This is a genomic window from Spongiactinospora gelatinilytica (genome assembly GCF_003236385.1).
Taxonomy (GTDB): domain Bacteria; phylum Actinomycetota; class Actinomycetes; order Streptosporangiales; family Streptosporangiaceae; genus Spongiactinospora; species Spongiactinospora gelatinilytica.
Genome location: NZ_POUA01000034.1, coordinates 16,299 through 25,810 on the forward strand (window position 1 = coordinate 16,299; position 9,512 = coordinate 25,810).

A 9,512-nucleotide genomic window follows, 5' to 3' on the forward strand; every position below is an offset into this window, starting at 1 on the left:
GGCACATGTTACGGACGCCGCCCCTCAACGGGGCCGGTCAGTGCTCGCGGGTGGCGATCAGGGCCGCGACGCCGTCCAGGAGGCGGTCCAGGCCGTAGGCGAAGGACCGCTCGGGGTCGTAGGCCGCGTCGAACTCCTGGCCGGCGGCCACGCCCACCCGGGTGGCGGTGGGGTAGCGCTCGGGCTGCAGGACCTCCGCCAGGATGGGGGCGGCCCGCTCCCACCACTGCTGGTCGGTGACCGCGGAACTGTCGCGTACGTGTACGGCGTGCAGCGCGCCCCTGGCCGCGCCGTGCACGTAGTCGTTGATCATCGAGAGCGTCAGGTCCATCTCCACGTCGGTCAGGCCGATGCCGTCCAGGGCGCGCAGCTCGTAGTCGTACTTGGCGACCAGGTTGGGGCCGAGCGGCGGGCGGCTGGTGGCGACCTGGAGCAGCCAGGGGTGGCGCAGGTACATCGCGCGGTTTTGGTGGGCGATGTGCCGCAGCCGCCCGCGCCAGCCGCCGGGGAGGTCGGCGGGCATGTCCAGCTCGCCGTTGACGGTGTCGAGCATGAGGTCGATCAGCTCGGCCTTGCCGGGGACGTAGGTGTACAGCGACATCGCGGTGACGCCGAGCTGTTCGGCCAGGCGGCGCATGGACAGGGCGGGGAGCCCTTCCTCGTCGGCGACGGCGACGGCGACCGCGGCGATCTGCGGCACGGTCAGCTTCGGCTTGGGGCCGCGCCGCGGGCGCTCCTGGACGCCCCACAGCAGTTCGATGCTGCGCCGTGGGTCACCGCTGCCGCTGTACTCGGTCGTCATCCTCACATTGTCCCCACCAGAAACTCTCTACGCTGTACGGTATTCTATGTTACTCTCTACGCTGTAGAGAGTTTTGGAGGTGTGATGAGCGATTCCCCCGGCACCGCCGTACTGGCCGAGGGCCTGCGCAAGAGCTATCGCGGGTCCGCCGCGCTGGACGGGCTGGACCTCGACGTCCCGGCCGGCGCGGTGTGCGGGCTGCTCGGACCCAACGGGGCGGGCAAGACCACCACCGTGCGGATCTTGTCGACGCTGCTGCGCGCCGACGCGGGCCGCGCCCTGGTGGCCGGCCACGACGTGGCCCGCGACCCGGCCGGCGTACGGCGCAGCATCGGCCTGGTCGGCCAGCACGCCGCCGTGGACGAGCAGCTCAGCGGGCGGCAGAACCTGGAGATGTTCGCCCGGCTGTCCCACCTGGGGGCCGCCGCCCGCCGCGCGGACGAACTGCTCGCGCGCTTCGGCCTGGCCGACACCGGCCGCAAGCCCGCCGGGCGCTACTCCGGAGGCATGCGACGGCGGCTCGACCTGGCCGCCGGGCTGATCCTGCGCCCCAAGGTGCTGTTCCTGGACGAGCCCACCACCGGCCTGGACCCCGGCGCGCGCAACGAGATGTGGGACGCCGTACGCGATCTGGTGGCGGGCGGGACCACCGTGCTGCTCACCACCCAGTACCTGGAGGAGGCCGACCGCCTGGCCGACATGATCTGCGTCATCGACCACGGGCGGGTCATCGCGCGCGGCACGCCGGAGGAACTGAAGTCGCGCCTGGGCGGCGACCGCATCGACGTGGTGGTGCGCGAACGGCGCGACCTCGCGGCCGTCACCGAGATCCTGGCCAAGGTGGGCCTCGCCGAACCGCGCGCCGAGCCCGCCGTCCGCCGGGTCAGCGTCCCGGTGGAGGAGCGGGTGGCCGCGCTCGGCGACCTGACCAGGGCGTTGCGCGAACGCGACATCGCCGCGGAGGACATCGCGGTGCGCCGGCCGACGCTGGACGAGGTGTTCCTGACCCTGACGGGAGGGCGGTCATGACCGCGATGCTCGGACGGCTCGGCTGGGCCGTCGCCGACACCTGGACGATCACCAGGCGCGACCTGACGCACTGGGTCAACCAGCCCGCGCAGATCGTGATCGGGCTGCTGTTCCCGGTGATGATCGTGCTGATGTTCGGCTACCTGTTCGGCGGGGCCGTCGCACTGCCGGGCGGCGGCGACTACCGGGAGTTCCTGATGCCCGGCATGTTCGCGATGACCATGCTGTTCGGCATCGAGACGACCTTCGCCGCGGTGGCGGGGGACGCCGCCAAGGGCGTCACCGACCGCTTCCGGTCCATCCCGATGAGCGGTTCGGCGGTCGTGGCCGGGCGCAGCGTCGCCGACCTGCTCAACTCCGTCCTCGGCCTGGCCGTGATGGTGGTCTGCGGGCTGGCCGTCGGCTGGCGGTTCCATGAGGGCGCGGGGCGGGCGGCGGCCGCGTTCGCGCTGCTGCTCCTGCTGCGCTTCGCGATGTTGTGGGTCGGCATCTGGCTCGGCCTGGTGGTGGGCAGGCCGGAGATGCTGGCGGCGATACAGATCCTGGTCTGGCCGCTGACGTTCGTGTCCAACACGTTCGTGCCGCCGGAGACGATGCCCGCCTGGCTCGCGGCGGTGGCGCAGTGGAATCCGCTGTCCGCCACCGTCGCGGCGATCCGGGACCTGTTCGGCAACCCCGGACCGGCGGGCGCCTCCTTCGCCGCCGAACACGCGGTCGCGCTGGCGCTGGCCTGGCCGCTCGCGCTGATCGCGGTGTTCGCTCCGCTGGCCACCCGCCGCTACCGCGACCTGAACCGCTGACCACGCCGGCGGTGTTCGTGGGGCGATCCGCGTCGCACGGGCGCTGCCGGTCAGGGGCGGGGCGGGAGTACATCGAGGCTCAGGGCTCCGAAGCCTGACGTCCTCGCTGGTCCACGACTGGCTCACCGGCGTGCTGACGGCACGGACCGGTCGAGGGCGGCCGGACCACCGGCCCCGCCCCCGGGGGCGGGGCCGGTCGCGTCAGGCTACGGCGGTGCCCTCGAGCTCGACCATCAGGGCGGGGAGCGCCAACCGGGTGACCCCGAGCATGGTGGTGGGCGGCGCCGCCCCGGCGGCGCCCAGCCTGGAGGCCAGCACGCCGTAGTGCTGGAAGAGCAGATCGACGTCGGTGGTGTGGACGTTGAGCCGGACGAGGTCGGCCAGGGACATGCCGGCCTCGCCGAGCACGGCCTCCAGGTTGTCCAGGCTCGACGCCAGTTGCGCCGCCATGTCACCGGCATGCTCGGGCTTGCCTTCCGCGCTCATCGCGGTCTGCCCGGAGCAGTACAGGGTCCGGGTGTGCCCGGAGACGATCTCGCCCTGGTTGTACCCCATCTCAACCGACCACGGCCACGGGTTGACCGCCGTTCGCTGCATTGCCACATCGGCTCCGTTCGATCTATCGGAAGTGGATACGTACATCGGCTCGGTGGCCACCGTCCTCGACGTCGCGGTGGCAAGCCTCCCAGCGAATCACGACATCCTTTGTCGTGTATTCCGGTAAATTTTTCGCTATGCGTGCCGACCGGTTGGTGTCGCTGGTGCTGCTGCTGCGCCAGCGCGGCCGGTTGAGCGCGCCCGCGCTGGCCCGCGAGCTGGAGGTGTCCACCCGCACGGTGCTGCGCGACATCGAGGCGCTGTCCGCGGCGGGCGTCCCGGTCTACGCCGAACGCGGCCGGCACGGCGGCTTCGCGTTGTCGCCCGGCTTCCGGACCGAGCTGACCGGGCTGAACCACGACGAGGCCCTTGCCCTGCTGGCCGCCGGATCGGGGCGCGGCGAGCAGGTGTTCGGCCTCGGCCCGGCGCTCGCCTCGGCGTTGCGCAAGGTGGCCGACGCGCTACCGGAAGGCCATCGGGCCACCGCGAGCGACGCGGCCCGGCGATTCCTCATCGACCCGGAGACCGACCTGCTCTCCCGCCGGCTGGTCACCGAGGAGGTGCCCGACACCACGATGATCAAGGTCCGGAGCGCGGTGCTGGCCGGACGCAGGCTGCGCATCCACTACGCGGCCACGGGCCGGCCGCCGCAGTGGCGCACGGTGGACCCGATCGGCATGGTCACCGTACGCGACCGGGTCTACCTGCTGGCCACCAGATCCGGCGAGGACCGCACCTACCGGCTGTCGCGAATGCTGGCCGCCGAGGAGCTGCCCGAACCGGCGCAGCGACCGGACGAGGTCGAGCTGGACCGGCTGTGGCGGGAACGCTGCGCGCGGTTCCTGCCCGACCAGATCCCCGTGCGGGTACGGGTGAAACCGGCCCGGCGGGAGCAGTTGACGGGCACCGCGCTGGCCGTCCGCACCGAGGAACCCGGCAGGGAACCCGACGCGGACGGCTGGCTCCGGCTGGAGGTGACCTACCAGGACGCATGGCACGCCGAATGGGCGCTGTGGCAGCTCACCACCGATGCCGAGGCCCTGAGCCCGCAGTGGTTGCGCGACTCCCTGCGCGACCGCGCCGCCGCGATCGCCGCCCGCTACGCGGCGTCACCCTGACGGTCTCCGACCTTGCATGACATGGCCGGTCACATCTCCATGCCCGCGCCGTTCATCAGCGGCCGGACCTCCATGCCGGTGTAACGGGCGTCCGGCCAGCGCGCGGCGATCTGCGGTGGCCCGTTCCAGGCTCTCGCACTCGACCAGGCAGTATCCGGCCAGGTGTTCCTTGGCCTCCAGGTAGGGCCCGTCGGTGACGGCGGGCACCCCGTCGCGCACGCGTACCGTCCTGCTGTTGAACGGATCGGCCAGCGCCTCGCCGCCGATCCACTCAAGGAAACCGGAAAGGAACATCTCCGCGGTCAGGCGCGGTGGATGAAGATCTCGCCGTAGGAGGTGCCGGCCCGTACCTCGACGGTCTCATCGGAGGGCAGCGGGCCGTCCGCCGCGGCGAGCGACGTGCGCACCCCGCCGTAGGGCGCGCTCACATCCAGCCAGGCGGCGCTGCCCGGCCGGATGCCCACCTCCAGGTCGCCGTAGCCGGTCTCCAGGGTGATCGAGCCGCGCACGGCCTCGCCGACGCGGATGCCGCCGGTGGAGGTCCTGGCATCGACGGAGGCCAGCGCCAGGCCCACCGATATGTCGCCGTAGGCGGTGCTCAACCGGCTGTCGCCGGTCACCTCGCCGACGGTGATGTCGCCGTTGGCGCTCTTGACCACCGCGGTGCCGTCGATCCTGCCGACCCTGACCGCGCCGTTGGCGGCGACGATGTCGGCGGGCCCGTGCGTCGCGGCCACGGTGATGTCGCCGTTGGCGCTGTCGGCGCGCAGCCTGCCGGTGCGGTCGAGCCAGATGTCGCCGCTGCCGGTCTTGAAGGTGGACTCGCCGAGCCGGCCCTGGGCGTGGATGTCGGCCGCCCCCTCGGCCTCGACGCGCGACCCGGCCGGCAGGTCGATGGTCACCTCGACCGAGCCGCCCCACCCGAACAGCGAGATCGTCCGGCCCTTGGCCGCCTTCACCAGCAGGTGCCCCTGGGAGAAGTCGACTTTGGTCTGCTCGGCGGCCCGTACGTCCGCCTCGTTGAACGCGTCGCTGGGGCGCACCTCGACGAGTGTGTCGCCGCGGTCGCCGGCGTTGATCCGGACACTGCCGGTGCCGATCGAGATCGTGGCGGAGATCGGCTCGGGCGTGTCGAATGCTGGCACGGCCTGCCCTCCTTCATGGGTCGCGGGGCCTTGCCGCCCCGGCGGGGGCGGGCGTCGGGTGGTGGTGATCGGGGCTAACGGACCCAGCCGGTGTAGCGGTGCCCGGTCTGCTGCCGCCGGGGCGTGCGGGCCCGGCCGCCCTCGCCCTGGACGGCGGCGGTCAGGGCCCGTACCAGCCAGGCGTTGAGCGACAGGCCCTCCCGGCCGGCGGCCTCCTCGATGCGCGCCTTCAGGTGCTCGGGGACGCGCAGCGAGACGCGTGCCGGGCTCCCCTCATCGGCGTCGGAGACGGGCGGCACCGGGGGAGCCGGGTCGCCGCCGGGCTCGGGGGCCTGGCCGTGCGGCTGCGGCACGGTCACCACGAACCGCGGGTCGCGCCCGCGCAGCCGTACCTCGACCGAGCCCGGCGCCAGATCGCGGGTGATCTCGCCCGCGGCCGCGGACAGCGCTTCGAGCAGGGCGAGCCGGGCGGCCGGCTCCAGGGCCCCGGTCAGCCGCTCGGCGACGGCACGGGACTCCTCCCCACCGGTCGCGGCGGCGGCCGCGAGCTCATGGCGGAGCCGGTCGACGTACGGCATCAGATCCATGGCACCACTATGACGTCACCATGGCGTCAATGCAACCTGGTGCGCTGGCCCACAAAGGCGTCGATGGCGAGCCCGGCCCCCGCGCGGGCACGCCGGTCGCCGCGGCGATCCACATGCCCTCGTAGGTCACCCCCATGCCCAGGCCGACCACCACGATCCCGGCCGGCACCGTGAGGCAGGAGCCGTCGGCGGTGAGCCCGAGGCCCAGCAGCACGCCGCCGAGGGCGTTCAGCAGGATAAGGATGAGGAACACCGCGATCAGCGCCGGTGACAGCACCGCCGCGGCGACGGCGGTGGGCGGCCAGCCCGTCTCCGACCCCTGGGCGATCGCGTAGATCAGCAAGGTGACCCCGGCCGTGCCGGTCAGCGCGCCGGGAATGTCGACGCGCCCCGCGGCGGCGCGCCCGTCGGCGGGCAGCAGCCGCAGCGCGGCGATGATGCCGATCACGGCGGGCGGCACGTTCACGTAAGAGACGGCCTCCCAGGCCAGGGCCTGGGTGAGCACGCCGCCGGCGAGCGAGCCGATGCTCAGACCGCCCGCGCCCGCCATCGCCCACACCGCAGGGCACGGTTGCGTTCCCTCATCGCCCGTGACACCGGCCTTCGCCGCAGGTCGGAGGGGCTGGACATGGTGCTCGCCTGGATCGCCGCGATCGAGGGTGACGAGGAACGCTACCGGCGCCTGGCCCATGCCGCGACCGACTCCAGCCGGGTCGCCGCCGACTGCGCGCTCAGCCTGCTCGACCTGTCGCTGGGCCGCCCTGAGCAGGCGCTGCGCCGCCTGGCCGCGGTCTGGCGCGGGGTCGAGTACCACCTCTGCAAGGCCTATCCCAAGCTCGGCATCACCTCGCGCCGCGAACTGGCCGCGCTCGACCTGGGCGAGCCGTCCGCCCGGCGGTAGGCGATCCGGTGGCCGCCACAAAGCTCGATCGGGCGGTGAAGAAGGGTTTCGATAGACTGCCCACGCCATGACAGAACCCAAGACCCACGGTCGCCCCGGGCGCTGGCGGACCGGCGCGGAGAGCAGGCAGCGGATCCTCGCGGCCGCCCGCAAGCTGTTCCACGAGCACGGCTACGGCGGCACCACCGTGCGGGCGGTCGCCGCCGAGGCCGGGGTCGACGCGGCGATGGTGTTCTACTTCTTCGGCACCAAGCAGGGCCTGTTCGGCGCGGCCCTGGAGATGTCCGCGCACGTCCCGCCGGCCATCGAGTCGGTCTTCGCAGGCGGTCTGGACGGCATCGGCGAGCGCATGATCCGCACGGTCGTGGAGAGCATCGAGCGATCCGACCGCGCCCCGCTGCTGACGCTCACCCGCTCGGCCGCCACCCATGATGAGTCCGAGGCGCTGCTCCTGGAGTACATCGACCGGGAGTTCACCGGCCGGCTGGCGGCGATGCTCGACACGCCGGACGCCGCCGAGCGGGCCGGGATGGTGGCCGTCCAGATCCTGGGGCTCGCGGTGGCACGGTACATCGTCAGGGTCGAGCCGCTGGCCTCCGCGCCCGTCGATGAGCTGGTGGCCCGGTTCGGCCCGCTCGTCCAGCACTGCCTGACCGGGACCTTCACGGACGGCCGTCGCCCGGCCTGACCAACCCGGCCTCGTAGGCGACGATCACCGCCTGGGCCCGGTCGCGGATGCCGAGCTTGGCGAACAGGTCGCTCACCCGGTTCTTCACCGTCGACACCGACAGCCCCACCTCCTGGGCGATCTGCGTGTTGGACAGGCCGTGCGCGATCAGCTCCAGCACTCGCAGCTCGCGTTCGCTCAGCACCGACAACTCACCGGGCGGCACGAACCCGCGTGGGCGCGCCGGGCGCACGAACGTGCCGATCAGGCCGATCAGCAGCCGGGGCGCCACCGTCGCCTCACCCCGATGCACGATCTTGATGCCCTCGATCAGCTCTTCGGCTCGCCGTCGGTGCGCAGCACCTCCAGCAGGTGACGCATCTCCGTCATCGCCTGGCGGACGGTGTCCTCGCCGGTGCGCAGGGCCAGCCGGGCGCGTTCCGGGTCGGCGGAGATCGTCCGCCTGGCCACGCCCATGTAGAGGCCCACCACGCTGACGTGGTGGGCGATCAGGTCGTGCAGTTCGCGGGCCAGGCGGCGGCGATCCGCTGCTCGCGCCGCTGCGCCAGTTCCCCTCGCAGCCGCATGATGTGCCCGGCCGCCACCGGCGCCGCCGGGGTCAGCGCGAGGGCCACGGTCATCCCGAGCGGGGCCGGCGCCCAGGGCAGGTCGTAGAGCAACCAGTGCCCGGCCATGGCCACCGCCGCCGAGGCCGTTGAGGCCCACGCCGGGGTGTGCCTGCCCACGGCGTACAGCGCGATGATCATGGCGCTGACCGGCGCGTCGTGCCACGGCGGCCGGGCGCCCAGCACGCAGAGCACGCCGACGAGGGCGACCACGGCGATCGGGTGCCCCCGCCGCGCCGCCATCGCTCCGGAGACCGCCAATGCCAGCGCCACCAGTGCGAGGTCCGCGTCGCGGTAGGGCAATTCCGCCGCCAGCACCGCCACGGCGACGGCGGCATCCGCAATCCAGGGGCGGCTCCTCCAGACCGCGGTGATCGTTCCCGCGATTCGTGGCAGGCGGCGGTCAGCGGAACGCATCACGGGACCGGTGCACGGTTGCCGCGGAGGCGGGCGCGGCCGGGTGAGGCGGCTCCACACGTTCGTACACCGTGACAGCGTACGAGCGCTCGGGATGTTCGTAGGGATGCTCGGCCACTTTGCGGAAGGACGGACTCTCGTCCAGGTACCGATAGAGGCGGCGCGCCTCCGGCCATTCGTGTACCAGTACCAAGACCCCGCCGGGAGCCATGAAGGTGCGAAATCGCTCGAAAATCAGCCGCAGCCGTTCGCCGCGGCCCACGTAATAAAGCACTTCAGCGCAGATGACCAGGTCGAATATGCCGCCGGGATCGTCGTTGAGGAAATCGAGCGCCACGAATCTCGCGGTACCGGCCGCCTTCGCCGCCGCCCTGGCGACGGCCTGCGCAGAGACGTCCACGCCCACGCACTCGGCTTCCGGATACGCGCGGGCCAGCCGGCGGGTGAACGCCCCTTCGCTGCACCCCACGTCAAGGGCGCGCAGGTAGGCGCGGCCGGGTATGTGGCGTAGCGTCACTTCGTATTTGTCGATCTCGTACGGCTCGGTTTCGTAGCGCCATGGGTCGGGGGCGTGATGGACCCACTGGAAGAAGCCGCGGAGAAAGCGGCCCTGCGTGCGGGCGGAAAGCAGCGAGACGGCTCGGAAGAACGTCCGGTGCAGGCGGTCGTGAATGTCGGGCATGCATTTCAGCCTGCTGATGCCCGGGGCCCGGTTCATCGACGGAAAGAATGATCTTCCGCCGAGACCGGGCTCCTGACATGATGACGCTTTCCCGGGACCGCGGTCCTGGGGGAGTAGTACTTCCGGCCGATGCGGGGCACC

Annotated in this window: 15 protein-coding genes; 5 read left to right on the top strand and 10 right to left on the bottom strand. The window is 72.3% G+C overall.

Features of this window, described 5'->3' with window-relative positions; all coding sequences use genetic code 11:
• Nucleotides 1-37: 37 nt before the first annotated feature.
• Nucleotides 38-802, bottom strand: a complete 765-nt coding sequence (locus C1I98_RS07105) for a TetR/AcrR family transcriptional regulator (protein ID WP_111166272.1) — start codon at nt 800-802, stop codon at nt 38-40.
• An 84-nt stretch (nt 803-886) separates the two neighbouring features.
• Between C1I98_RS07105 and C1I98_RS07110 the strand changes: the two genes are divergently transcribed.
• Nucleotides 887-1,831, top strand: a complete 945-nt coding sequence (locus tag C1I98_RS07110; RefSeq protein ID WP_111166273.1) for an ATP-binding cassette domain-containing protein — start codon at nt 887-889, stop codon at nt 1,829-1,831.
• Nucleotides 1,828-2,631: an ABC transporter permease gene (locus C1I98_RS07115; protein ID WP_111166274.1), complete on the top strand. Its 804-nt coding sequence runs from the start codon at nt 1,828-1,830 to the stop codon at nt 2,629-2,631. The genes C1I98_RS07110 and C1I98_RS07115 overlap by 4 nt, the downstream gene beginning before the upstream one ends.
• A 201-nt stretch (nt 2,632-2,832) precedes the next feature.
• Here C1I98_RS07115 and C1I98_RS07120 read toward each other — a convergent pair whose 3' ends face one another.
• Nucleotides 2,833-3,228, bottom strand: a complete 396-nt coding sequence (locus C1I98_RS07120; protein ID WP_111166275.1) for a RidA family protein — start codon at nt 3,226-3,228, stop codon at nt 2,833-2,835.
• 137 nt (nt 3,229-3,365) lie between these two features.
• On the opposite strand from C1I98_RS07120, the gene C1I98_RS07125 reads away from it, so the two are divergent.
• Nucleotides 3,366-4,346 (top strand): helix-turn-helix transcriptional regulator, encoded by a 981-nt coding sequence (locus C1I98_RS07125; RefSeq protein ID WP_111166276.1) that lies wholly within the window; start codon nt 3,366-3,368, stop codon nt 4,344-4,346.
• Here the strand turns inward: C1I98_RS07125 and C1I98_RS07130 are convergent.
• From C1I98_RS07130 to C1I98_RS07145, 4 genes are all read right to left on the bottom strand, one after another.
• Nucleotides 4,338-4,640: a YciI family protein gene (locus C1I98_RS07130; protein ID WP_233507333.1), complete on the bottom strand. Its 303-nt coding sequence runs from the start codon at nt 4,638-4,640 to the stop codon at nt 4,338-4,340. The two genes, C1I98_RS07125 and C1I98_RS07130, sit on opposite strands and share 9 nt — an antisense overlap.
• Nucleotides 4,641-4,648: 8 nt before the next feature.
• Nucleotides 4,649-5,491 carry a DUF4097 family beta strand repeat-containing protein gene (locus C1I98_RS07135; RefSeq protein ID WP_111166277.1) on the bottom strand — a complete coding sequence of 281 codons (843 nt, stop codon included), beginning with the start codon at nt 5,489-5,491 and terminating at the stop codon, nt 4,649-4,651.
• A 74-nt stretch (nt 5,492-5,565) separates the two neighbouring features.
• Nucleotides 5,566-6,078 (bottom strand): toxin-antitoxin system HicB family antitoxin, encoded by a 513-nt coding sequence (locus C1I98_RS07140; protein WP_111166278.1) that lies wholly within the window; start codon nt 6,076-6,078, stop codon nt 5,566-5,568.
• Nucleotides 6,079-6,085: 7 nt separating this feature from the next.
• Complete coding sequence (locus C1I98_RS07145) at nt 6,086-6,637, bottom strand: efflux MFS transporter permease (protein ID WP_199536778.1); 552 nt, start codon at nt 6,635-6,637, stop codon at nt 6,086-6,088.
• A gap of 12 nt (nt 6,638-6,649) precedes the next feature.
• Here C1I98_RS07145 and C1I98_RS07150 point away from each other — a divergent pair, with 12 nt between their 5' ends.
• Nucleotides 6,650-6,979 (top strand): hypothetical protein, encoded by a 330-nt coding sequence (locus tag C1I98_RS07150; RefSeq protein WP_111166279.1) that lies wholly within the window; start codon nt 6,650-6,652, stop codon nt 6,977-6,979.
• Between the two features lie 67 nt (nt 6,980-7,046).
• The gene (locus C1I98_RS07155) at nt 7,047-7,667 is read left to right on the top strand and encodes a TetR/AcrR family transcriptional regulator (protein ID WP_111166280.1); all 621 of its coding nucleotides are present in this window, start codon (nt 7,047-7,049) and stop codon (nt 7,665-7,667) included.
• Here the strand turns inward: C1I98_RS07155 and C1I98_RS07160 are convergent.
• From C1I98_RS07160 to C1I98_RS07170, 4 genes are read right to left on the bottom strand one after another with little or no spacing between them, the layout of a single operon-like run.
• Nucleotides 7,642-7,959: a response regulator transcription factor gene (locus C1I98_RS07160; protein ID WP_233507336.1), complete on the bottom strand. Its 318-nt coding sequence runs from the start codon at nt 7,957-7,959 to the stop codon at nt 7,642-7,644. The two genes, C1I98_RS07155 and C1I98_RS07160, sit on opposite strands and share 26 nt — an antisense overlap.
• A 17-nt stretch (nt 7,960-7,976) precedes the next feature.
• A complete protein-coding gene (locus tag C1I98_RS43655; protein ID WP_233507339.1) occupies nt 7,977-8,138 on the bottom strand; it encodes a histidine kinase in 162 nt (53 codons plus the stop codon).
• A 17-nt stretch (nt 8,139-8,155) separates the two neighbouring features.
• Entirely contained in the window at nt 8,156-8,689 is a 534-nt protein-coding gene (locus tag C1I98_RS43660) for a DUF7134 domain-containing protein (RefSeq protein WP_233507341.1), read from the bottom strand.
• On the bottom strand, nt 8,676-9,371 hold the full coding sequence (locus C1I98_RS07170) for a class I SAM-dependent methyltransferase (protein ID WP_158557949.1): 696 nt from the start codon (nt 9,369-9,371) through the stop codon (nt 8,676-8,678). Before C1I98_RS07170 ends, C1I98_RS43660 begins: the two co-directional genes overlap by 14 nt.
• Nucleotides 9,372-9,512: the final 141 nt, after the last annotated feature.

Bases quoted from the DNA above. Each gene is read 5' to 3' on its own strand.
- C1I98_RS07105 (WP_111166272.1), bottom strand. From the start codon at position 802: ATGACGACCGAGTACAGCGGCAGCGGTGACCCACGGCGCAGCATCGAA.
- C1I98_RS07110 (WP_111166273.1), top strand. From the start codon at position 887: ATGAGCGATTCCCCCGGCACCGCCGTACTGGCCGAGGGCCTGCGCAAG.
- C1I98_RS07115 (WP_111166274.1), top strand. From the start codon at position 1,828: ATGACCGCGATGCTCGGACGGCTCGGCTGGGCCGTCGCCGACACCTGG.
- C1I98_RS07120 (WP_111166275.1), bottom strand. From the start codon at position 3,228: ATGCAGCGAACGGCGGTCAACCCGTGGCCGTGGTCGGTTGAGATGGGG.
- C1I98_RS07125 (WP_111166276.1), top strand. From the start codon at position 3,366: ATGCGTGCCGACCGGTTGGTGTCGCTGGTGCTGCTGCTGCGCCAGCGC.
- C1I98_RS07130 (WP_233507333.1), bottom strand. From the start codon at position 4,640: ATGTTCCTTTCCGGTTTCCTTGAGTGGATCGGCGGCGAGGCGCTGGCC.
- C1I98_RS07140 (WP_111166278.1), bottom strand. From the start codon at position 6,078: ATGGATCTGATGCCGTACGTCGACCGGCTCCGCCATGAGCTCGCGGCC.
- C1I98_RS07155 (WP_111166280.1), top strand. From the start codon at position 7,047: ATGACAGAACCCAAGACCCACGGTCGCCCCGGGCGCTGGCGGACCGGC.
- C1I98_RS43660 (WP_233507341.1), bottom strand. From the start codon at position 8,689: ATGCGTTCCGCTGACCGCCGCCTGCCACGAATCGCGGGAACGATCACC.
- C1I98_RS07170 (WP_158557949.1), bottom strand. From the start codon at position 9,371: ATGCCCGACATTCACGACCGCCTGCACCGGACGTTCTTCCGAGCCGTC.